This window comes from Campylobacter sp. CFSAN093249, from assembly GCF_011067895.1.
Lineage (GTDB): Bacteria > Campylobacterota > Campylobacteria > Campylobacterales > Campylobacteraceae > Campylobacter_D > Campylobacter_D jejuni.
In genome coordinates, this window is the sequence record NZ_JAAMWM010000007.1 from 28,972 (window position 1) to 52,218 (window position 23,247).

At 31.3% G+C, this 23,247-nt stretch carries 19 protein-coding genes and 1 pseudogene; 15 read left to right on the forward strand and 5 right to left on the reverse strand.

Going from position 1 to position 23,247, the window contains the following annotated elements:
- Positions 1-17: 17 nt before the first annotated feature.
- Positions 18-1,007 carry a phosphoribosylformylglycinamidine cyclo-ligase gene (gene purM, locus FBF10_RS07340; RefSeq protein WP_002888587.1) on the forward strand — a complete coding sequence of 330 codons (990 nt, stop codon included), beginning with the start codon at positions 18-20 and terminating at the stop codon, positions 1,005-1,007.
- A 20-nt stretch (positions 1,008-1,027) separates the two neighbouring features.
- On the opposite strand, the gene dcuC is transcribed toward purM, so the two are convergent.
- Positions 1,028-2,482: a C4-dicarboxylate transporter DcuC gene (gene dcuC, locus FBF10_RS07345; protein ID WP_057033335.1), complete on the reverse strand. Its 1,455-nt coding sequence runs from the start codon at positions 2,480-2,482 to the stop codon at positions 1,028-1,030.
- Positions 2,483-2,688: 206 nt separating this feature from the next.
- Here dcuC and cas9 point away from each other — a divergent pair, with 206 nt between their 5' ends.
- The 3 genes and pseudogenes from cas9 to cas2 all read left to right on the forward strand — a co-directional run bounded on the left by cas9 (position 2,689) and on the right by cas2 (position 6,952).
- The gene (gene cas9 / locus FBF10_RS07350; RefSeq protein WP_032584577.1) at positions 2,689-5,652 is read left to right on the forward strand and encodes a type II CRISPR RNA-guided endonuclease Cas9; all 2,964 of its coding nucleotides are present in this window, start codon (positions 2,689-2,691) and stop codon (positions 5,650-5,652) included.
- Positions 5,639-6,528, forward strand: a pseudogene (gene cas1, locus FBF10_RS07355) (type II CRISPR-associated endonuclease Cas1). Before cas9 ends, cas1 begins: the two are co-directional and overlap by 14 nt.
- Positions 6,521-6,952, forward strand: a complete 432-nt coding sequence (gene cas2, locus FBF10_RS07360; protein WP_002780988.1) for a CRISPR-associated endonuclease Cas2 — start codon at positions 6,521-6,523, stop codon at positions 6,950-6,952. Before cas1 ends, cas2 begins: the two are co-directional and overlap by 8 nt.
- A gap of 364 nt (positions 6,953-7,316) precedes the next feature.
- On the opposite strand, the gene FBF10_RS07365 is transcribed toward cas2, so the two are convergent.
- From FBF10_RS07365 to cueO, 4 genes are read right to left on the reverse strand one after another with little or no spacing between them, the layout of a single operon-like run.
- Complete coding sequence (locus FBF10_RS07365) at positions 7,317-8,507, reverse strand: molybdopterin molybdotransferase MoeA (protein ID WP_002887719.1); 1,191 nt, start codon at positions 8,505-8,507, stop codon at positions 7,317-7,319.
- Positions 8,508-8,510: 3 nt separating this feature from the next.
- The gene (locus FBF10_RS07370) at positions 8,511-8,957 is read right to left on the reverse strand and encodes a molybdenum cofactor biosynthesis protein MoaE (RefSeq protein ID WP_002887720.1); all 447 of its coding nucleotides are present in this window, start codon (positions 8,955-8,957) and stop codon (positions 8,511-8,513) included.
- Positions 8,958-9,179, reverse strand: a complete 222-nt coding sequence (locus FBF10_RS07375; protein WP_002807291.1) for a MoaD/ThiS family protein — start codon at positions 9,177-9,179, stop codon at positions 8,958-8,960.
- A gap of 1 nt (position 9,180) precedes the next feature.
- Positions 9,181-10,722, reverse strand: coding sequence for a multicopper oxidase CueO (gene cueO / locus FBF10_RS07380; protein ID WP_002887722.1), 1,542 nt, complete (start codon positions 10,720-10,722; stop codon positions 9,181-9,183).
- Positions 10,723-10,845: 123 nt separating this feature from the next.
- On the opposite strand from cueO, the gene nspC reads away from it, so the two are divergent.
- The 11 genes from nspC to selD all read left to right on the forward strand — a co-directional run bounded on the left by nspC (position 10,846) and on the right by selD (position 23,157).
- Positions 10,846-11,994, forward strand: a complete 1,149-nt coding sequence (gene nspC, locus FBF10_RS07385) for a carboxynorspermidine decarboxylase (RefSeq protein ID WP_002887724.1) — start codon at positions 10,846-10,848, stop codon at positions 11,992-11,994.
- A 303-nt stretch (positions 11,995-12,297) separates the two neighbouring features.
- Entirely contained in the window at positions 12,298-13,011 is a 714-nt protein-coding gene (locus FBF10_RS07390) for a molecular chaperone TorD family protein (protein WP_020247128.1), read from the forward strand.
- Entirely contained in the window at positions 12,986-13,177 is a 192-nt protein-coding gene (locus tag FBF10_RS07395) for a twin-arginine translocation signal domain-containing protein (protein ID WP_002803269.1), read from the forward strand. Before FBF10_RS07390 ends, FBF10_RS07395 begins: the two co-directional genes overlap by 26 nt.
- A complete protein-coding gene (locus FBF10_RS07405; RefSeq protein WP_079263690.1) occupies positions 13,177-15,981 on the forward strand; it encodes a formate dehydrogenase subunit alpha in 2,805 nt (934 codons plus the stop codon). The genes FBF10_RS07395 and FBF10_RS07405 overlap by 1 nt, the downstream gene beginning before the upstream one ends.
- Positions 15,978-16,619 (forward strand): formate dehydrogenase FDH3 subunit beta, encoded by a 642-nt coding sequence (gene fdh3B / locus FBF10_RS07410; RefSeq protein ID WP_002851264.1) that lies wholly within the window; start codon positions 15,978-15,980, stop codon positions 16,617-16,619. Before FBF10_RS07405 ends, fdh3B begins: the two co-directional genes overlap by 4 nt.
- Entirely contained in the window at positions 16,616-17,548 is a 933-nt protein-coding gene (locus FBF10_RS07415; protein ID WP_002867229.1) for a formate dehydrogenase subunit gamma, read from the forward strand. Before fdh3B ends, FBF10_RS07415 begins: the two co-directional genes overlap by 4 nt.
- Before the next feature lie 166 nt (positions 17,549-17,714).
- Positions 17,715-18,497, forward strand: coding sequence for a formate dehydrogenase accessory sulfurtransferase FdhD (fdhD, locus tag FBF10_RS07420; RefSeq protein WP_002858885.1), 783 nt, complete (start codon positions 17,715-17,717; stop codon positions 18,495-18,497).
- A complete protein-coding gene (locus tag FBF10_RS07425) occupies positions 18,490-19,227 on the forward strand; it encodes a winged helix-turn-helix domain-containing protein (protein WP_002822570.1) in 738 nt (245 codons plus the stop codon). Before fdhD ends, FBF10_RS07425 begins: the two co-directional genes overlap by 8 nt.
- Positions 19,228-19,339: 112 nt before the next feature.
- Positions 19,340-21,442, forward strand: a complete 2,103-nt coding sequence (ccaA, locus tag FBF10_RS07430; RefSeq protein ID WP_002858883.1) for an aspartate chemotaxis receptor CcaA — start codon at positions 19,340-19,342, stop codon at positions 21,440-21,442.
- A 110-nt stretch (positions 21,443-21,552) separates the two neighbouring features.
- Entirely contained in the window at positions 21,553-22,125 is a 573-nt protein-coding gene (gene yedF / locus FBF10_RS07435) for a sulfurtransferase-like selenium metabolism protein YedF (protein ID WP_002860696.1), read from the forward strand.
- A 9-nt stretch (positions 22,126-22,134) separates the two neighbouring features.
- Positions 22,135-23,157 (forward strand): selenide, water dikinase SelD, encoded by a 1,023-nt coding sequence (gene selD, locus FBF10_RS07440; RefSeq protein ID WP_079268905.1) that lies wholly within the window; start codon positions 22,135-22,137, stop codon positions 23,155-23,157.
- Positions 23,158-23,247: the final 90 nt, after the last annotated feature.

Here is a 23,247-nt window from a genome sequence, read left to right on the forward strand (position 1 = left end):
TTCTTAAAGGAAAATAAATGAAAATTTCATATGAAGATGCAGGCGTAAGTATAGATAATGGAAATGCCTTTGTAGAGGCTATAAAACCTTTGGTTAAAGAAACTTTTAATGATAATGTTGTAGGTGGAATTGGTTCTTTTGCTGGTGCTTTTAGAATGCCAAGTGGTTTTAAAAAGCCTGTGATTTTAGGTGCAACAGATGGGGTTGGTACCAAGCTTCGCTTGGCAATTGATGCTAAAAAATATGATACTATAGGGCAAGATTTAGTAGCAATGTGCGTGAATGATTTGATTTGTAATTTTGCTACGCCTTTGTTTTTCCTAGATTATTATGCTACAGCCAAGCTCGAAGTAGAAGTAGCAAAGGCTGTTGTATCAGGCATTGCCAAGGGATGTAAGATGGCAAATTGTGCATTAATTGGCGGAGAAACTGCTGAAATGCCTGGAATGTATGTAAAAGATGATTTTGATCTTGCGGGTTTTGCAGTGGGTATGGCTGAAGAAGATGAGATTGATAGAAGTAAATTTGTTAAAAATGGTGATATTTTATTGGCACTTCCTAGTTCAGGACTTCATTCAAATGGTTATTCTTTAGCTAGAAAAGTACTTTTTGAAAGTTTAAAATTAAAATTTGATGACAAGATAGAGGGTAAAAATTTAATTGATATTTTGTTAGAACCTACAAGGATTTATGTGCGTGATTTTCTTACATTAAAGCCTTATATCAGTGCTCTAGCTCATATTACAGGGGGTGGTTTAGTAGAAAATTTACCACGCGTTTTGCCTCGTGGTATGGGTGCAACTATACGCAAACATCATCTTAAAACTCCTGAAATTTTTTATACTATAGGACAGGCTGTAGAAGAAAGCGAAATGTATAGAAGCTTTAACATGGGAGTGGGTTTAGTAATGGTTGTAGATCCTTCTAATGTAAGTAAGGTTTTAGAAAATTCAGATGCCTTTATTATCGGCGAAATTTGCATTAATGAAGGTATTGTTTTAGAATGAAAATAAAGCGTCAATACGCTTTATTTTTGTATTTTAAGTTCTATTTTTGTAGTGTTTTGTTCTTTTGGCAAAGGATTGGTTTGTGCTAGATAAAAGGCTACAAGTACATTTACAAGCATAGCGATAAGTAAAAGAGGAGTGGTTCGTTTTATAATATCCATTGGAGCTACTTTTGCAAATCCAGCTAAAGCTATGATTCCGCCTGCTATTGGTGAAGCTGCACGACCTAAACAAGATGCAATTTCTATAGGTAAAACTAGAGTAATAGGTGCAACGCCTAATTTTTTAGCTATATCAGGAGCTAGTTTTCCAAAAGCATTAAAAGCGGCAATTCCACTTCCCATAATCACTGTGGCAAAATAAACTAAAAAGCTTAAAATAGTTATACTCAAAAGAATTCCAAACCATGCAAAATTTCCTGTTCCAAGACTTGAAACCGCGTTGGCAAGGATATTAACTCCACCAAGTGCTTTAATGCCTTCAGCAAATACTCCAGCGGCGATGATTATGCTTACGACTGAGATAAAAATTTCAGCCATAGCTTTTAAAATCACCATCATGTCTTCGCCTAATTTTCTAGCATTTCTGTGTCTTGCAAATTCAACAAGAAAAACTAAAGAAATGCTTACAAAATTTGCTGTTACAACATCGAGCTTGATAGTAAAAAAATACGCTATAAATAAAAATACAACAGGTAACCAAGGAAAGAGTATGTAAAAAGTAGGGCATTTAGGATCAATGATTTGCGGAATTTCAACTTCATCATTTAAAACACCTTTTTCTTTATCTCTTTTATCAATCCAAGCAAAGTAAAAAGGTATTAAGATAGCAATAACCATCACATAAGCAATCACGCTATAAATTTGATAATTTAAAAAAAGCCCCACGACATTATCGCTTTGTCCTACCATATCTGCCATATTGATTGAATTTCCATCTTTTGGACCATAATCAAGCGCAATCAAAGAAAGCACACATACAGCTGTAATAGGACGGATTTTAAGTGAGATTAAAACAGGATAAATACATGCTAATAAAAGCAAAAGAAGTCCAGCATAGCTAGAAATAACAATTTTTAAGGCCATTCCAACGATAAAAGTTCCGCTTAAAATCAAATATTTATTTTTGATTTTTCCTAAAGGTTTGTTTGCTAAAAAAGCGAGTTTAGCCGAAGCATTGATATGTTTCATATAAGTAGCAAAACCTGCCACACTCATGATAATAAGTCCTACTCCAGAAAGCTGACTTTTAAAAGTCGCTGTGATAAAAGCATAGCTATCAAGTAAAACATTCAAAAAGCTTGCATGTTCTCTGCTCGGGGCTTTGGGTATAGGTGTTCCTGTGATGTAAAAAGCAAAAATAAGCAAGATAATACCTGAAAGAAAAAATACAAAAATAGGATTGTATTTTTTAAGTATATAATAAGCAACGACAATTACCGCTAAAAGTGTAGAACATATCATAAAAATTGGCATGATTTCTCCTAAAGTTATTATTAGCTTTTATTTTATTTTAGCTAAAATTTAACTAATAAATATTTTTCATTTAAAATTTTACTTATTTTTTACATTATAAAATTAATAATATGTATAGTTTGGTTACTGAAAAGTTTATGTTTGTTTAAAAAATGATTTTTGTATTATAATTATACACAAATCATAAATATTAAAAAGGATCTAGTGTGGCAAGAATTTTGGCATTTGATATAGGAATAAGCTCTATTGGCTGGGCATTTAGTGAAAATGATGAGTTAAAAGATTGTGGAGTTAGGATTTTTACAAAGGCTGAAAATCCCAAAACAGGAGAATCCTTAGCCTTGCCAAGACGCCTTGCAAGAAGTGCTAGAAAACGCCTTGCTAGACGCAAAGCAAGGCTAAATCACTTAAAACATTTAATCGCAAATGAATTTAAGTTAAATTACGAAGATTATCAAAGCTTTGATGAAAGTTTAGCCAAGGCTTATAAAGGATCTTTAATTAGCCCTTATGAGTTAAGATTTAGAGCTTTAAACGAGCTTTTAAGTAAGCAAGATTTTGCAAGAGTGATTTTACATATTGCAAAAAGGCGTGGCTATGATGATATTAAAAATAGTGATGATAAAGAAAAAGGTGCGATTTTAAAAGCTATCAAGCAAAATGAAGAAAAACTAGCAAATTATCAAAGTGTGGGCGAGTATCTTTATAAAGAGTATTTTCAAAAATTCAAAGAAAATTCCAAAGAATTTACAAATGTTAGAAATAAAAAAGAAAGTTATGAACGCTGCATAGCGCAAAGTTTTTTAAAAGATGAATTAAAGCTTATTTTTAAAAAACAAAGAGAATTTGGCTTTTCTTTTTCAAAAAAATTTGAAGAAGAGGTGCTTAGTGTAGCATTTTATAAAAGGGCTTTAAAAGATTTTTCTCATTTGGTGGGAAATTGTAGTTTTTTTACCGATGAAAAAAGAGCGCCAAAAAATTCGCCCTTAGCTTTTATGTTTGTAGCACTTACAAGAATTATCAATCTTTTAAACAATCTTAAAAATACTGAAGGAATTTTATATACAAAAGATGATTTAAACGCCCTTTTGAATGAAGTTTTAAAAAACGGCACTCTAACTTATAAACAAACAAAAAAGCTTTTGGGCTTAAGCGATGATTATGAATTTAAAGGGGAAAAAGGAACTTATTTTATTGAGTTTAAAAAATATAAAGAATTTATAAAAGCCCTAGGTGATCATAGTTTAAGCCAAGATGATTTAAATGAAATAGCAAAAGATATTACCCTTATAAAAGATGAGATTAAGCTTAAAAAGGCTTTAGCAAAATATGATTTAAATCAAAATCAAATTGATAGTTTAAGCAAATTGGAATTTAAAGACCATTTAAATATAAGTTTTAAAGCCTTAAAACTTATCACTCCTTTAATGCTTGAAGGTAAAAAATACGATGAAGCTTGTAATGAGCTTAATTTAAAAGTAGCAATCAATGAAGATAAAAAAGATTTTTTACCCGCATTTAATGAAACTTATTATAAAGATGAGGTAACTAATCCTGTGGTTTTAAGAGCGATTAAAGAATACAGAAAGGTCTTAAATGCTTTACTTAAAAAATACGGCAAAGTGCATAAAATAAACATTGAATTAGCAAGAGAAGTAGGTAAAAATTACAGCCAAAGAGCTAAAATAGAAAAAGAGCAAAATGAAAACTACAAGGCCAAAAAAGACGCCGAACTTGAATGTGAAAAACTAGGCTTAAAAATAAATAGCAAAAATATTTTAAAATTAAGATTATTTAAAGAACAAAAAGAATTTTGTGCTTATAGTGGAGAAAAGATTAAAATTAGTGATTTGCAAGATGAAAAAATGCTTGAAATTGATCACATTTACCCTTATTCTAGAAGTTTTGATGATTCTTATATGAATAAAGTTTTAGTTTTTACCAAGCAAAATCAAGAAAAACTTAATCAAACCCCCTTTGAAGCCTTTGGCAATGATAGTGCAAAATGGCAGAAAATTGAAGTTTTAGCAAAAAATTTACCTACTAAAAAGCAAAAAAGAATTTTAGATAAAAATTACAAAGACAAAGAGCAAAAAGACTTTAAAGATAGAAATCTAAACGATACTCGCTACATCGCAAGGCTTGTTTTAAACTACACTAAAGATTATTTAGATTTTTTACCTTTAAGCGATGATGAAAATACAAAGTTAAACGACACACAAAAAGGCTCAAAAGTGCATGTAGAAGCAAAAAGCGGTATGCTTACATCGGCTTTAAGACACACTTGGGGCTTTAGCGCTAAGGATAGAAATAACCATCTTCATCACGCCATCGATGCAGTAATTATTGCTTATGCAAACAACTCTATCGTAAAGGCTTTTTCAGATTTTAAAAAAGAGCAAGAAAGCAACAGTGCAGAACTTTATGCAAAAAAAATTAGTGAATTAGATTATAAAAACAAAAGGAAGTTTTTTGAGCCTTTTAGTGGTTTTAGGCAAAAGGTTTTAGATAAAATTGATGAAATTTTTGTCTCAAAACCTGAGAGAAAAAAGCCAAGCGGAGCCTTACATGAAGAAACATTTAGAAAAGAAGAAGAATTCTATCAATCATACGGCGGAAAAGAAGGAGTTTTAAAAGCCCTAGAGCTTGGTAAAATCCGCAAAGTAAATGGTAAAATTGTTAAAAATGGCGATATGTTTAGAGTGGATATTTTTAAACACAAAAAGACAAATAAATTTTATGCTGTGCCAATTTATACTATGGATTTTGCTTTAAAAGTATTACCAAATAAAGCTGTAGCACGAAGTAAAAAAGGTGAGATAAAAGACTGGATTTTAATGGATGAAAATTATGAGTTTTGCTTTTCTTTATACAAAGATAGTTTGATTTTAATTCAAACTAAAGATATGCAAGAGCCAGAACTTGTTTATTTTAATGCTTTTACAAGCTCTACTGTTAGTTTGATTGTTTCAAAACACGATAATAAATTTGAAACGCTAAGCAAAAATCAAAAAATATTGTTTAAAAATGCAAATGAAAAAGAAGTAATCGCAAAAAGCATAGGAATTCAAAATCTAAAAGTATTTGAAAAATACATAGTTTCAGCACTTGGAGAAGTGACAAAGGCTGAGTTTAGACAAAGAGAAGATTTTAAAAATGAGTTACGATGAAGCTTTTAAAACACTGCTTATTAGCTCTAATGCCAAGCTAAATTTAGAGCTAAATCATCTTGTGATTAAGCAAGATGAAAATATAGCCAAATTGTTTTTAAAAGATATAAATATCATCGTTTTAGAAAGCTTACAAGCAAGCCTTAGTTCCGCACTTTTTAATGCCTTTGCAAGGCATAAAATCATCTTGCTAACCTGCGATGAAACTCATAGTATAAATGGTATTTTTACTCCTTTTTTAGGGCATTTTCAAAGTGCAAAAATCGCAAAAGAACAAATAAATGTAAGTGCTCAAAAAAGGCTATTTTATGGCAAAAAATCATTAAAAATAAAATCCTAAATCAAGCCTTTGTTTTGAAAAAACACAATAAAATAGAGCAAAGCAATGAGCTTATAAATTTGGCCAAAAAAGTAAGCTTAAATGATAGTAAAAATATCGAAGCTGTTGCAGCGGCGCTTTATTTTAAAACTTTGTTTGGGACTTCTTTTTCAAGAGATGAGCTTTGCTTTGAAAATTCTGCTTTAAATTATGGCTATGCAATCATTAGGGCTTGTATTATTAGAGCAGTTTGTATAAGTGGGCTTTTGCCTTGGCTTGGCATTAAGCACGATAATATTTATAATTCTTTTGCGCTTTGTGATGATTTGATAGAAGTGTTTAGGGCTAGTGTTGATGATTGTGTTTTAAAGCTTAAGGGTGAAAGTGAGTTTTTAAGCAAAGATGACAAAAGAGCGTTGATTGGCAATTTACAAAGCAAAATCAATTTTGATGGGCAAAATTATCCTTTAAACAGAGCGATAAATCATTATGTGGCAAATTTTAAAAATGCTTTATTGTATGAAGATGAACTAAAGATAGTGAAATTTGATGATTGAAGATAAATTTATGCGCGTGCTTTTGATGTTTGATGTACCTACTAAAAGTAAAAAAGAGCAAAAACTAGCAAGTAAATTTAGAAACAATCTTATAAAATTAGGTTATTTTATGCTGCAATTTAGCGTTTATATGCGTATTTGCAAGGGTTTAAGTTCTGCAAAAAGTTCTATTGAAAATGTAAAAAAGATTTTGCCACCTTATGGAAATGTAAGGGCTTTAATCATCACTGAAAAGCAATTTGATAAAATGGAGCTTTTGCTTGGTGGCATAGTTTTTAATGAAAAAGTTAATAACGAAACCAATTTAACACTTTTTGATATAGATAGTCATGGAGAATTTAAATACAAAAATTCAAATAATGAAGAAATACAACTAAACAAAAAACAAGAAAAATATCATCAGCAAAATTTATTTGAATTTTAAAAGCGGTTTTAGGGGATTGTAACCCCGCAGAGTCCCGCAAACTCTTTATTTTAGTCCCTTTTTAAATTTCTTATGAGATTATAGCATAATTTTTGCTATTTTTCATGAAAAAACCCCGAAATTTTCATTATCTGGTAAATATCTATTTTACCATAAAGAAATTTAAAAAGGGACTAAAATGTGGCTATTTCCCCAATGTATCAAAATTCATTTTACCATAAAGAAATTTAAAAAGGGACTAAAATAAACCCTAGTGGATTGAAACTCCGCTAGGGCTAATTACTCCACTAAAAGGAGGTTGCGAATTTGAAACTTATTGAAATTTAGGGTTGATTAAAATCGAAATAAAATTATTTAAATAATTTTAAGGCATAAAGATAATATCCACTAAACTTTCATTTTCTAAAATTTCACATTCTTTTGGCGCCACCATAAGGGCAGCTTTATTGTTAAGATTGTTTATAATCGCACTAGAGCCTTCTTTTTTGCCTTCAAGATTGGCTAAAATGCGTCCATTTTCAAACTTTATGTTACAAGCGACAAATTCCAAATAAGGTGTTTTTTTCTTGTAACTTCCTTGTAAAAAGGCTTTGCAAATATAGTCTTTAGGCTGAAGTAACCAAGAGTTTAAAATCTCTCTTGCGTAAAGATTAAACATTACCATAGCCGAGTAAGGAAAACCTGGTAAGGCGATGATGAATTTTTCATTAGCCTTAGCTATTTTGATATGTCTACCTGGTTTTATGTCGGCTTTATCGATGATGATTTCGTATTCTTTGATGGCTTTTTTTAAAAAGTCAAAATCTCCCATAGAAACCCCGCCCGTTGTAACCAAAATATCACAACTTTGCAAAGCACTTTCAAGGGTGGAAAAAGTGGCTTTCTCATCATCTTTTAAAAGAGGAAAAACCCTTGTATCGCAATTTAAATTTTTAGCTAAATTAGCTATGGCGATATGATTTGAAGAGCGGATTTGAGCAGGATTTTCCAAGGCTTCTCCTAGATCTTTGATCTCACTTCCACTACTTAAAACCCCTACAATAGGCTTTATAAACACACTAATGTGAAAAAATCCAAGTTCAGCTAAAAGAGCTATCTCACTATAATTTAACTTTGTGCCTTTTTTGAGTAAAATTTCATCTTTTTTATAGTTTTCTCCTACCGCACGCACGGCAAAAGCTTGGGGAACTTTTTTTTCTATAAAAAGAGTATCATTTTCTATGCATATATTTTCAACAGGGACTAAAGTATCGCTTCCTTCGCTCATGAGTGAGCCTGTAAAGGTTTTTACACAAGTGCCATTTTGCACGCTAAATTGTGGCATAGTACCCGCAGGTGTGATACCTAAAATTTTTAAAGGCTTATCTTGATCTTCAAATTTGATCGCATAACCATCCATAGCCGAAGTTGGAAATTCGGGCTGATTTTTAGGGGCTTTTATGTCTTGAGCTAAAATGCGTCCTAAACACTCTGTAAGAGCTATTTTTTCAATCTTTTCATAAGTTTTAATATGAGAATGTAAAATTTTTAAACTTTCTTCATAAGACATTAACATTTTTTATCCTTTTAAAAGTCCTGCACCGCAAAGTTTGGTTGATCTTTCTTTGGCATAAATTCTTTCTTTGTTTATCACATCATACTTCCAAATGGGCGCACTTGCTTTAAAATCTTCAACAAATTCATTAAGAAGTTTAAGTCCTAATTTTCTTTGTTTGCTTAAAATTCCTGCAAAATACGAGCTTTCATGTATCGCTACATCGCCTATAGAGTGAGCAAAAAGCAAGCTAATACCATCAAAATCTACTCTTTTTTGCCACTCATCAAACCATTTTTTTAAAAGCGGTTCATAAATATCAAAACTAAGTGCCTCAATACCTCCTTCTTCACGCACAATACCGCAAAAAGTCAGCAAAGCACCGCAGTTTTTATCCTTGGCAAATTCATACCATTGGCTATAAATTTTAGAAATATCTAAAGAACCTTGATAGAGTGTAAAATGTTCCATTTAGCCCCCACAAACTGGCGGTAAAAGTGCTATTTTATCACCATCTTTTAACTTAGTGTTTTCATCAAAAATGATTTCATCATTTAAAGATACCGCACAAAGTTCTAGCCATTCTTTTAAACTCTCATCTTTTTGCAAAATTTCTTTTAATTCTTTTAAATTTTTTACCTTAAGTTCTAAATTTTCTTTATTTATGGGGCCTAAAAATTCCACTTTTACCATTTTATTCCTTTACTTCTAAATTTCCCATCATTCCTAAATCTTCATGTTCTAAAATATGACAATGATACATTCTAAGCCCTTTAAAATCTTGTTTCATTCTAAGTCTTAATTCTTCATTAGGACGCACATTTATAGTATCTCTTAAGGCTCTAAATTCGGCTTTTTGAACTTTGCCATTGAGTTTTGATGAGATGAGTTCAAATTGCGTGCCGTGTATGTGGAAAGGATGATCCATGTGAGATTTGTTTATCACTATCCAGTCTTCAACTACTCCAAGTTTGGAGCTTAAATCAATGCGTTTTAAATCATAGCTTTTGCCATTGATTAAAAACATAGACGCAAGAGCGATTTTTAATTCGCTTTCACTTTTTCCCATCATACCATGCATTTGCATATGATCTTCACTCATGATTATTTCTTTAAATTCCTTAGGTTCTTCTGAAGGTTTGAAAATTTTTAAATTTTTTGGAAGTTCTACATTTTCTTTTTTTAGGTTAATATTGGCTAGAAATAGGGTATTAGGTTCTTCTTTTACCATCATTTTATCCCTATCATAATAAGCACTTTCTAGCTTAAAATTCCCATCTTTTGGAGCGTCGATTAAAACTTCTGCACGAGAAGCAGGACTTAAGAAAAGTTCTTCTTTATAAATAGTTTTTTCTATAAGTCCACCATCAGTACCAACAAGTATAAACTTAGCTCCTTGTATGCGTAAATTTAAATATCTTGCCGCAGTAGCATTATAAATGCGTATGCGTTCGTTTGTGGCGAGTTTGATTTGAGGTTTAAATTGTCCATTAATGAGTACAAATTCTCCTTCTCTGCCATTAAGCCAATCATTTAGGTTGTTGTTCGGAATTTGAGCGTTTTCATCAAGACGCAAATCGCTAATCATCAAATCTCTTTCTTTTAAATGACTTAAAGCATCTTTTTTTGCTTTGATCACAAAAGCCCCTGCTAAACCCATAAAAACTTGTTTAGAAGCGGTATAATGAGGGTGTGGATGATACCAGTAAGTTCCTGCGCTATCTTGAGGAATTTTAAAACGATATATTCTTTCTTCTCCTGCTAAAATAGGATCATGTGGGCTTCCATCTTGATCAGGCGGCACAGGAACGCCATGCCAATGTATAGTTGTAGCTTCTTTGAGTTTGTTTTTGACTAAAATTTCAAGTTTATCTCCTTCAAAAACTTCTATTTTTGGAGCAGGCACGAGGCCATTGTAAGTATAAAATAAGGTTTTTTTACCTTTGATAAGCTCTATATGATTTTCTTTGATTTCTAGGGTAGCACGAAAAATATTTTTTTCTTTACTTTCATTTTTGAGTAAAGGCAAGGCTTTTAAAATTTCTCCTTGGGGGAATTGTTTTGGATCTAAAAGTTTTAAATTTTTTGGAGCAAAGTTGATAAAAGAAGTATCTAAGTCATGATTTATAGAATGATTTTTATGCATGGAGTGCATATCGTGCATAGGATTTGCATAGGCTACACCCATACTTGCTAGAGTGAGTGCATTAAATTTTAAAAAATTTCTTCTATTCATTAGTTTTTCCTTTTGCTTGATTTTTTATATTATAGTCATTATTTTTTTAGTTTTAGTAAATATTTATTTTGAAAATTTGGTTTAATTTTGTTATGATTTTAGCAATTTAATCAAGGAAAAATAATGTTTTATGAAAAAATTCAAACTCCAGCTTATATTTTAGAAGAAGATAAATTAAGAAAAAATTGTGAGCTTTTAGCAAGTGTTGGTGAAAAAAGTGGTGCTAAAGTGCTTTTAGCTTTAAAAGGTTTTGCTTTTTCAGGAGCGATGAAAATTGTTGGAGAATACCTAAAAGGTTGTACTTGTAGCGGACTTTGGGAAGCAAAATTTGCTAAAGAATACATGGATAAAGAAATTCATACTTATTCACCTGCTTTTAAAGAAGATGAAATAGGTGAAATAGCCAGTTTATCTCATCATATAGTGTTTAACTCTTTAGCCCAATTTCATAAATTTCAAGCTAAAACACAAAAAAATTCCTTAGGTCTTCGTTGTAATGTTGAATTTTCTCTAGCCCCAAAAGAACTTTACAATCCTTGTGGAAGATACTCAAGACTTGGAATTCGTGCTAAAGATTTTGAAAATGTGGATTTAAGTACCATAGAAGGGCTTCATTTTCACGCACTTTGCGAAGAAAGTGCTGATGCTTTAGAAGCTGTTTTAAAGGCTTTTGAAGAGAAATTTGGCAAATGGATAGGGCAAATGAAATGGGTGAATTTTGGAGGAGGACATCACATCACTAAAAAAGGCTATGATGTTGAAAAACTTATTGCTTTGTGTAAAAATTTCAGTGATAAATATGGCGTGCAAGTTTATCTTGAACCAGGCGAAGCGGTGGGTTGGCAAACAGGAAATTTGGTGGCTAGTGTAGTAGATATCATAGAAAATGAAAAGCAAATTGCTATTTTAGATACTTCAAGCGAAGCACATATGCCAGATACTATCATCATGCCTTATACAAGTGAAGTTTTAAATGCTAGAATGTTGGCCACAAGAGAAAATGAAAAAATTTCAGACTTAAAAGAAAGCGAATTTTCCTATTTGCTTACTGGAAATACTTGTTTAGCAGGTGATGTAATGGGAGAATACGCCTTTGATAAAAAGCTTAAAATCGGCGATAAAATTGTTTTTTTAGATCAAATTCATTACACCATTGTGAAAAACACAACTTTTAATGGTATAAGACTTCCAAATCTCATGCTTTTAGACCGTAAAAATGAACTTCAAATGATAAGAGAATTTTCTTATAAGGATTATTCTTTAAGAAATTAGTATTATTTATAATTTGCATAAAATGTTAATTTTACTCGGAAGAGAATCAAAGATGTAAATTTTATGCAAAGTATTTTATTTTTTCAAATATAAAATCAACTCAAATATCTAATTTTCAATACTTTGGTATGATTTTTTAATATTTTAAATCCTTGTGGAATTTTATTGAAATTCAGTGATTTTTAAATCAAATAGTATTAAGATAAATCGATTTAAAAATCGGCTTTAAAATGAATATTAGGTATATTTTGCATAATATTCATTCAAGCAAAATTTAAAGCTATTTTTGAAAATTTTGAATGCATGGGAGCTTTAATGGATTTGGAAAAATTAAGATTAGCTAGAAGTCTTTATTATCAATGTCTAGGAGAGCTTTTTGTTTTTTCATTTTCTGAAGAAAGATTGTCAAAATTACAAGAGTATTTAAAGACAATGCAAGAATGTTTATTTGATGAAAATTTAAAATCAAATTTTGATATCTTGCTTAAGCATTTAGATGATGAAAATTCTATACAAGCATTTTTTAAAGAATATGATTTGCTTTTTTTAAGTCTTAAAAATAGCATTCCAACGACTTTTTCTTACATAGAAGAAGGTTTTGAAAATTCAAATCCTTTACTTTGCGTGCGTCAAATTTTAGTCAAAAGTAAAATAAGACGCAATGAAAAATTTTTTAAAGAAAGTGAAGATAGTGTTGGATTTTGTTTATTGTTGATGAGTGAATTTTTAAGGCAAAATGAAGATGATTTAGCCAAAGAGCTTTTTGAAAAAGTGATCAATAAAAGCATTGATGAGTTTTTAGGCGATGTTTTCATGAATAAAAATGCGAATTTATATAAGGAAATTGCAAGTATTGCATCGGCTTTTATGGAATTTGAAAGACTTTGCTTTGAAGTGGAAAAACCTGCAAAAATAAATTCTAAAAAAGTGCAAAACGATCTATCGCGTTCAGAATTTTTAAGAAGAGAAGTAAATAAACAAAGGAGGACTCGTGAAAAATCGCAGGGAATTTCTTAAAAAATCCGCTTTTGCCTTAGGGGCTGCTGGAGTGCTTGGTAGCACGACTTTAGCTCTAGCTAAAGATGAAGAAAGAAAAGATTTGGTTAAAGGTAAAAGTAAGAAAAAAGAAGTGCTTTTTCAAAGAAGTGCTAATTGGGAAAAATATTATATAAAGGCTGAGTAATGTCAAGTGTAGGTGAAAATATCAAGCTTACGCGTCGTTCTTTTCTTAAAATGGCAGCACTTTCAAGCCTAGCAACACCGTTGCTTGCTAGAAGTGAAACTTTAAGAGAAGCGAGTGCTGATGAGCTTAAAGAAGCGTATGAAGGTAGTAAAAAAGTAAAAACAGTTTGTACAGCCTGTTCTGTAGGCTGTGGGATTATTGCAGAAGTGCAAAATGGTGTTTGGGTGCGTCAAGAAATTGCTCAAGATCATCCTGTGAGTTCAGGTGGACATTGCTGCAAGGGATCTGATATGATCGATATGGTGCGTTCACATGTGCGTTTAAAATATCCCATGAAAAAAGAAAATGGAGAATGGAAACGCATAAGTTATGAGCAAGCTTTAAGTGAGATCGGAGAAAAACTAGCTGCTTATCGTAAAGAAAATCCTGAAAGTGTTATGTTTTTAGGTTCTGCAAAACTTAATAATGAACAAGCTTATTATATAAGAAAATTTGCAGCATTTTTTGGAACGAACAATGTAGATCATCAAGCTAGAATTTGACACAGCGCAACAGTCGCCGGTGTGGCGAATACATTTGGTTATGGCGCTATGACAAACCATCTTGGAGACATTCAAAGAAGTAAATGTATCATTATCATTGGAGCAAATCCAGCGGTAAATCACCCTGTGGGTTTTAGACATTTCTTAAAAGCAAAAGAAAAAGGTGCAAAGCTTATCGTTGTAGATCCTAGATTTACAAAAAGTGCAGCAAAAGCGGATATTTATGCAAGAATTCGTCCAGGAACTGACATTGCTTTCATGTATGGAATGTTAAAAATCATTTTTGATGAAGGCTTGGAAGATACAAAATATCTTGATGAAAGAGTTTTTGGAATTGATAAAATTCGTGAAGAAGCAGCAAAATGGACAGCTGAAGAAGTGGAAAATGTTACAGGGATCTCTAAAGAACTTTTGGTGCAAATCACTCACGAAGTAGCTAAAAACAAACCAACTACGCTTATTTGGGCTATGGGTTTAACTCAACATACTGTAGGAACTTCAAATACACGTTTAGCACCTATTGTGCAAATGGTACTTGGAAATATAGGTAAATTTGGTGGTGGAGTTAATATCTTACGCGGACACGATAATGTTCAAGGTGCTTCAGATATGGCTTGTTTGAGCGAAAATTTACCAGGTTATTATCCTTTAAATGAAGCGACTTGGAGATACTATGCCAAAATTTGGGGTGTGGATTATGAGTGGCTTTTAGGAAATTTTGTAAGCAAAGATTGGATGCATAAAACTGGGCTTTCACTTGCTAGATGGTGGGCAGCGGCTTTAAATGGAAAAGATGGAAATGATGCTATCGATAATGCAGGAACGCCTTTAAAAGCTTTAGTAGTTATGGGAAATGGTATTACTTCGACTGCACAACAAGTAAAAGTTAAAGAAGGTTTGGAAGCTTTAGAGCTTTTAGTTTTAGCCGATCCTTTTGTAAATGAAGCAGGGATTATTGCAGAAAGAAAAGATGGAATTTATCTTTTACCTGCAGCAACACAGTTTGAAACAAGCGGAAGTGTAACAGCAACAAATCGTAGCGGACAATGGAGATTTAAAGTTGTAGATCCACTTTATGAAAGCATGGAAGATCAAGAAATTTTATTTGAGCTTGCTAAAAAATTAGGTTTTTATGAAGACTTTACCAAGACTTTACGCGATGAAAAAGGTGAGATTGTTTGGCCTGAAAATGCAACAAGAGAAATTGCAAAAGCAGTTAGAAGTATAGGGCTTAATGGTTGGAGTCCTGAAAGGCTTAAAAAGCATACTTTATACTGGGATAAATTTGATGAGGTAACTTTAGAAGGAAAAGACGAAGTTGCTGGCGAGTATTACGGGCTTCCTTGGCCTTGTTGGAGTGATAAGCACCCAGGTTCTCCTGTGCTTTATAATACCGACATTGAAGTAGCAAAAGGTGGTATGGGCTTTAGAAACAATTTTGGACTTGAATATGAAGGAGAGAGTTTACTTGCTAAAAATGCACCTTTAAATTCACCTATTGATACAGGTTATCCACAAATTACTAAAGATAATATAGAAAAAGTTTTAGGTATTACTTTAAGTGCTCAAGAAAAAGAAAAAATGGGATCAACTTGGTCTTATGATGATAGCAATATCATAGCAACTAAATGTATAGAAAAAGGCATAGTTCCTTATGGAAATGCTAAAGCTAGAGCTGTAGTTTGGACTTTTAAAGATAAAATTCCACTCCACCGTGAGCCTTTACATTCTCCAAGAAACGATTTGGTGCAAAAATATCCAAGTTTTGAAGATCAAAAAGCGCTTTACCGCGTGGATACTAAATTTGTTTCTGTGCAACAAGCTAAGGATTATTCTAAAGAATTCCCGCTTAATCTTGTTACTGCAAGACTTGTGAATTTAAATGGTGCAGGTATGGAAAATAGAGCATCTATGTATCTAACGCGTTTAACACCTGAAATGTTTTGTGAGATCAATCCTCAATTAGCAAAAGAGCAAGACATTAAAGCAGGAGATATGATTTGGGTGCATTCTCCAGAAGGTACTAAAATTCATGTAAGAGTGAAGGTTAATCCAGGTGTAGCAAAAGATATGATTTTCTTGCCTTTCCATTTTACAGGAGTTATGCAAGGCGTGGATTTAACGCACAATTTCCCAGAAGGAACTAAGCCTTATGCAAGCGGAGAAAGTGCTAATACGGTAACAAATTATGGTTATGATATCATGTGTCAGATTCCAGAGACTAAAGGTGGACTTTGTAGAATCAGTAAGGATGGAAAATGAGTAAGGTAAATTTTGCAAATTTAGAAAAAGAACGCTTGAAATTCTTTTGTGATAATGAGCGTTGTATTGATTGTAATGGTTGCGCGGTAGCTTGTGATGAAGCACATGAGCTTCCTATTCATATTCGCCGCCGCCGTGTGATTACTTTAAATGAAGGAATTCAAGGAAAAGAAGTTTCAACTTCTATTTCTTGTATGCATTGTGATGATGCTCCTTGTTCTATCGTTTGTCCTGTGGATTGTTTTTACATCCGTGCTGATGGTATTGTTTTGCATGATAAAGAAATTTGCATAGGTTGTGGATATTGTCTTTATGCTTGTCCTTTTGGTGCACCACAATTTCCAAAAGATAGTGTTTTTGGAAATAAAGGCATTATGGATAAATGTACTATGTGTGCAGGTGGCCCTGAAGCAACGAATTCAGAAAAAGAAAGAGAACTTTATGGTCAAAATCGTATCGCAGAAGGAAAAGTCCCTGTATGTGCTGCGATGTGTTCGACAAAAGCACTTTTAGTAGGTGAAAGTTCTAAAATAGAAGAGATTTATCATAATAGACTTATGAATAGAAATTATGGCATTCCAAATCCTTCGGAAAGTTTGGAATGGAAGATTGCTTACACAGGAAAGGAACGCTTATGAGAAAAGTATTTGTAACGCTTTTATTAAGCGTAGTGAGTTTATTTGCTTATGGTAGCGAGAGAATGGGACAAGATACTCAAATTTGGGATTTTCATCGTATTACAAATATCCCAAATTATGATACTTTTGGCAAACTTTGGACAACTTTGCAAGGTGAATATATAGCTACTATAGCTTTAATCGCTGTTATTGCGGTATTATCTGCATTTGCTTTGCATTATATGGTTATAGGACCTAAGCAATTTTCACACGATGGAAAGAAAATTTATGCTTTTACATTATTTGAAAGACTTTTTCATTTTATCGCGGCAATTTCTTGGGTGATTTTAGTGCCAACTGGTTTTGTGATGATGTTTGGGGCGACTTTTGGAGGCGGACTTTTTGTAAGGGTTTGTAAAAATTTACATGCTTTTGCAACGGTTTTATTTATCATCTCTATAATCCCTATGTTTTTATGGTGGATTAAAAGAATGCTTCCTGCAAGTTATGATATCAGATGGATGATGATAGTAGGTGGTTATTTAAGCAAAGTAAAACGTCCTGTACCTGCAGGTAAGTTTAATTTTGGTCAAAAATCTTGGTATTATATAGCTGTATTTGGTGGATTTTTGATGATAATTACAGGTGGATTTATGTATTTTCTTGATTTTAATTCCACGGCAATTCAAGGTCTTTTTGGTTTAACTCAAATTGAACTTTTAAGAATTTCAGCTATAGTGCATAATTTCTTGGGTATAGTGTGTGCAGTGTTTTTTGGTGTGCATATTTATATGGCAGTATTTGCAATCAAAGGCAGTATCCATTCTATGATTAGTGGTTATAAAGAAGAAGAAGAGGTTTATATTTTACATTCTTATTGGTATAAAGAATTAAGCAATAAAAAGCAAATTGAACCTAGTTTTTCTTATGATCCTAATGTAAAAATTTAATCTTTAACCGCTATGTTATTGCATAGCGGTAGTTTTAAGCTTTTTTGAAATAAATAGAACGAATTTTCTTTTATAAGTTGAATCTAAAATCTATTTTTCCATATATAAATTTGTTATTTATGTTTTTTTGATATAATATTATTTAAAGATATTTAAAGGATAAGGTATGGATCCGTTATTTACAACTCAAATTTTAAAATATAAAGGTGATGAATCTTTTACATGCAATGATACTTTAGTGCGTGAAATTAAGCTTGAAATTTTTATTAATGATGAAAAAGTAGGTGCTTTAATGGCAACTCCTGTAGATGAACAGGCATTAGCAATAGGATATTTAATGAGTGAAAATATCATTGCGAAAGTAAGCGATATTGAGAGCATAGAAACAAAAGATGATGGTATGAGTGTGCATATTAAAGCAAAGATTGATAAAGAAAATTTAGCAAAGCTTAATGCTGAAGGTGTAGTTATAAGTGGTTGCGGTAGAGCACATACTGCCAATATCGATCCAGAAGCTATTGAAGCGAGTAAAATTAGTTCTGATGCAAAATTTAGCAAAGATGAAATTTTAAAACAAATGAGTACTTTTTATACTCAATGCGAGCTTTACGAGAAAACAGGCTGTGTGCATACGGCTAAGCTTTTTGTAGATGAGAAAACTTTTTTTATAGGTGAAGATATAGCTCAACATAATACCATAGATAAAGCTTTAGGAAAAGCACGTTTAGCTGGGGTTGATTTAAGTCAATGTTTTTTAATGGTTAGTGGAAGGCTAAGTTCTGAAATGGTAGCTAAAGCAGTTATGCATAAAATTCCAGTGCTTGTTTCACGCACGGCTCCTACTTGTTTAGGGGTTATGATAGCAAGAAAATTTGATTTAACGCTTTGTGGTTTTGCTAGAGAAAATAAGATCAATATTTATAGTGGAGAATTTAGAATTCATGGATAAAAATCAAGAAAAAGAAATCATCTCATACATGAGAGAATTGTTAAATAGCAATGAAAAATTAGATTGTGGTACGGCTTTTAAAATTGCAAAGAAATTTAATATAAATATAGAAAAAATCGGACAATTAGCCGATGAAAATCACATGAGAATTGATAATTGCGAGTTGGGGCAATTTGGACATTTAGATTTTGAAAAAGCAAAGATTGAAGTGCTTAAAAAAATAGAACCTAGTTTAGATGAAAAGCGTAGAATTTTTTGTAAAGATGCAAGAGATATTGCTAAAGAAGGTTGTGGACTTAAAAGTATGCGTTCAGCTTTAAAAACTTATAAGGTTGATGTAAAGTATTGTCAACTTGGTTGTTTTAAAGAAAAAAAAGGTAAGCAATTTATAGTAAGAACAAAAACTTGGATTGAAAATGCGGATGGAGATTTGCTTTTTGGTCGAGGAAAAACAGAACTTTTAGAACTTATCGGACAAACAGGTAGTTTATTACATGCTTCTAAACTTATGGGGATTAATTATAAAAAAGCTTGGATGCATTTACAAACCTTACAAAAAAATTCTCAAGAAATTTTAGTTAGCACAAGACAAGGACGCTCTAAAGAATCAGGAACAAAACTTACTCCTAGAGCTATGGAATTGATGGAAAATTACTCTATTTTGCAAAAAGACATAGAAGAATACGCTAATAAACGCTTTAAAGAATTGTTTTTAAAAGGAAAAAAATAAATCTTCTATCAAAAAATACTAATACATAATTTTTTTATAATTAATTAATATTATTTTTTTAAAAATATGTTAAAATTAGAATCTAAATTTTTTATTTTTTAGGAGTTATAAGATGTTTAAATCTTTAAATATAGGTTTAAAACTTATTTTTTCTGTGGCAGCTGTTGTTGTTATTGGACTTGTTATTTTAATTTCATTAATCACAAAACAAGTAAGTCAAAATATTACCAAAAATACAGAAGATATTCTTGCTTCTATCACGAAAGAATATGCTACTCAAACTCAAGGAATTTTTGGGGAAATGATCGCTTTAAATAAAAGTATTTCAGGTACTTTAACAGAAATGTTTAGATCAACCTCTAAAGAAGATTTAGATATAGACAATATAACAAATATTATAACCAATACTTTTGATAATAGTGCTTATTCTAATTTTACTTATTTATATCTTATTGATCCGCCAGAATACTTTAAAGAAGAGAGTAAATTTTTTAATACTCAAAGTGGAAAATTTGTTATGCTTTACGCTGATGAAGAAAAGGATAATAAAGGCGGAATAAAAGCAATACAAGCTAGTGATGAAATAGCTAATCTGCAAGTTGTGCAAGATATATTAAAAAAAGCAAAATATGGGGAAAATAAAGTATATATAGGCCGTCCTATTAAGATGAATTTAGAAGGTCAAGATTTTGATGCTGTAAATGTTGCTATGCCTATTTTTGATCGAAAAAATCAAGTTGTAGGTGTCATAGGCATGACTTTAGATTTTTCAGATATTGCTACTTATCTTTTAGACCCTAAAGGTCAAAAATATGATGGTGAATTAAGAGTTCTTTTAAATTCAGATGGTTTTATGGCGATACATCCAAATAAAAATCTAGTTTTAAAAAATTTAAAAGATATCAATCCTAATAAAGGTGCACAAGAAACTTATAAGGCCATAAGTGAAGGAAAAAATGGAGTTTTTAACTATATAGCTTCTGATGGTGATGATTCTTATGCTGCGATTAATAGTTTTAAAGTGCAAGATAGTTCTTGGGCAGTTTTGGTAACTGCTCCTAAATATTCGGTATTTAAACCCTTAAAAAAATTACAATTAATTATTCTTGGTGCATCTTTTATTTTTATTTTTGTTGTTTTAGGAGTGGTTTATTATTGCGTAAGAAAAATTGTTGCATCTAGATTGCCTGTGATTCTTAGTTCTTTAGAATCATTTTTCCGTTTTTTAAATCATGAAAAAATTGAACCTAAGGCTATTGAAATTCGTGCTAATGATGAGCTAGGAGCAATGGGAAGAATCATAAATGAAAATATTGAAAAGATTCAAATATCTTTAGAACAAGATCAAAATGCTGTAGATGAATCGGTGCAAACTGCTAGAGAAATCGAAAAGGGTAATTTAACTGCAAGAATTACTAAAAATCCTATAAATCCTCAATTAGTAGAACTTAAAAATGTTCTTAATAGGATGCTTGATGTTTTACAAAGTAAAATTGGTTCTAATATGAATGAAATTAATAGAGTTTTTGATAGTTATAAGGCTCTTGATTTTAGTACAGAAGTATTTAATGCTAAAGGTGAAGTTGAGATTACAACTAATATTTTAGGCAAAGAAATTAAAAAGATGCTTTTGGCTTCTTCAAATTTTGCTAAAGATTTAGCCAATCAGTCAGAAGAGTTAAAAAATTCTATGCAAAAACTTGCTGATGGCTCTAATGCACAAGCGAGTTCTTTAGAACAATCGGCTGCAGCTGTGGAGGAGATTAATTCTTCTATGCAAAATGTAAGTGGAAAAACAGTTGAGGTTGCTTCACAAGCTGATGATATAAAAAATATTGTCAATGTGATTAAAGATATCGCTGAGCAAACGAATCTTCTTGCTTTAAATGCAGCTATTGAAGCTGCACGTGCTGGAGAACATGGGCGTGGTTTTGCAGTTGTTGCAGATGAGGTAAGACAGCTTGCGGAAAGAACAGGAAAATCCTTATCTGAAATCGAGGCAAATATTAATATACTTGTTCAAAGCGTAAATGAAGTAGCAGAATCTGTAAAAGAACAAACAGCAGGAATCACACAGATTAACGATGCTATAGCACAACTTGAAACTGTAACTAAGGAAAATGTCGAAGTTGCAAATGTCACCAATAATATAACAAATGAAGTCAATCAAATTGCTGCGGCAATTCTTGAAGATGTGAATAAAAAAAGATTTTAAAAAAGCTCATTTTTGAGCTTTTAAATTTTTTCTATATTATTTAAAATTTTTAAACACAAAACAAGTAATAAAATAATATTATTTTTCAAAGCTAATATCAAGGAAAAATAATGAAAATTGATTGTCGCAATCTATCTTGTCCTCAGCCTATAGTTGAAACAAAAAACGCTCTTGAAAAACTTCAAGAAAATGAAATTTTAGAAATTGTTTTAAATTCTATTATTTCAAAAAATAATGTTGTAAAATTTCTTAACTCTTTAAATTTAAATCCTGTTGTAGATGAAAATGCACAAGAGTTTTGCATCAAAGTACAAAAAAAGAATTTTGATTCTAGTAAAGTAAATATTCACGATTATAATGTTTTATTTTTAAAAACCGACAAAGTGGGTGAGGGTGAATTGGGACAAAATTTACTTGTAGGATTTTTAAGTACCTTAAAAAATTTAGATCATGCTCCAAGTAAAATTCTTTGCGTAAATGAAAGTGTTTTAATCAATGTTGATGAAAATCATAAAGCACATTTAGCTATGAAAGAACTTGAAAATTTAGGTATTGAGATCATAAGTTGTGGAGCTTGTCTAGAATTTTTTAATAAAAGCAAAGAACTTAAAATAGGAAATATAGGCAATGCTTATGAAATTTTAAACGAGCTTTTTGGTAAAGCAAAAATCATTACTCTATAAGGAAAAACACTGCAATATAAAAATCAAAATTTAACGCATTTTGTTAAAGCAGCAGGCTGAGCAGCGAAATTAAGCCCGGGTGGTCTTAAAACAATTTTAAATTTCATGCAAAAAACTCCTGCTTTACTTAGTGATATCGGAAATAATGAAGATGCAAGCGTATATCAAATCAGTCCCGATTTAGCTTTGGTGCAAACGCTTGATTTTATCACTCCTATAGTAGATAGTGCTTATCATTTTGGTTCTATTGCTGCAGCAAATGCTTTAAGCGATGTTTTTGCTATGGGTGCAGAGGTAATTAATGCCTTAAATATAGTAGGTTTTGATACTTGCAATCATGATTTAAACATCTTAAAAGAGCTTTTAGAAGGTGCAAATGATAAAGTTAAAGAATGTAATGCTTTAGTCGTGGGTGGCCATACTATAGAAAGCACCGAGCTTTTTTTTGGACTTAGTGTTACAGGAAAAGTACATCCTAGTAAATTTATTGCTAATAATACTTCTAAAATCGGAGATTGTATCATTTTAACCAAGCCTTTAGGAACAGGAATTTTAAGTACAGCTTTAAAGGCGCAAATGTTAAATCAAAAACATTTAGATATAATGCTTAAAAACATGATGGAGTTAAATTATAAAGCCAGTCAAATTGCTCTTAAATTTCATCCAAGTGCCATGAGTGATGTTACAGGTTTTGGACTTTTAGGACATTTAAAAGAAATGCTAAATAAAAATATTTCTTTTGAAATTTTTGAAAGTGAACTTCCTTTTTTAGATGGAGTAAAAGAGTATTTTAATATGGGTTTAATTCCTGCTGGAGCTTATAAAAATTTAGAATTTATAAAAGAACTTACCCCTGATTTAAATGAAGAAAAATTATTACTTTGTGATCCACAAACTTCAGGAGGACTTTTAATTTCTATAAGTGAAAAAGATTCCTTAGAATGTTTAAAAAAACTAGAAGATGAAAATATTCAAGCTAAAATTATTGCTAAGGTTGTAAATAAGCAAGAAAATGATATTATCATTTCTTAATTTTTGTTACTTATATACCCATTAAAATTTTTTTTATCATTTTTTATACATTTTCTATGATTTAAAATATTATTTTTTATCTTATTTATA